The 531-nt window shown below is 42.2% G+C and carries 1 pseudogene; it reads left to right on the top strand.

Annotated elements, in window-relative coordinates:
* Nucleotides 1-162: 162 nt before the first annotated feature.
* Nucleotides 163-531, top strand: a pseudogene (locus BFS05_RS06550) (aggregation-promoting factor C-terminal-like domain-containing protein); the annotation flags it as partial.

The following is a 531-nucleotide window of genomic DNA, read 5'->3' as shown; positions in this document are numbered from 1 at the left end:
CATAAAAGCAAATGCGGCAAAACTGAATGCAGCAAATGCGATGATTTAAATCATGATAATTTAAATCATGCTAATTTAAGTCATGCTTTAATAGGCGAAGAAGCGTATAAAGACAATCACCTTACTCGCGCAGCCTTGGTATCACTGGCAATATTAACCAATGGCGTTATGGAAACAGCTAAGCTTGTTACGCATGTAGGCAAAAAAGTAGTATCTTCTAACATATTTGCATCTTACGTTAAAAAAGCTCCTAAAGATAAGATCATACTTGTTGGAACAGGTGGCGAACTTGCAGGATCGCCAGCAGATATTTCACTCGGAACTACTGTCCCAGCTGGAGAAATGCAAAATTGGGCGCATGATTGGCTTCTTTCCAACGGTTATAGCGAAGCTGATTTTACCGCCACGCGTAAACGCAATGAATCCTTCTGGAGCTTACGGCTTGCCTCAAGCTCTTCCAGGCGGAAAAATGGCTTCTGCAGGCGCTGATTGGGCTACTAATTATCAGACTCAGCTCAAATGGTTCTGGAA

The organism is Gardnerella coleohominis (genome assembly GCF_002896555.1).
In the GTDB taxonomy this organism is placed as follows: Bacteria; Actinomycetota; Actinomycetes; order Actinomycetales; family Bifidobacteriaceae; genus Bifidobacterium; species Bifidobacterium vaginale_F.
Note: the sequence above shows the minus strand (reverse complement) of the source record. Positions and strands in the feature narration are given on the sequence as shown.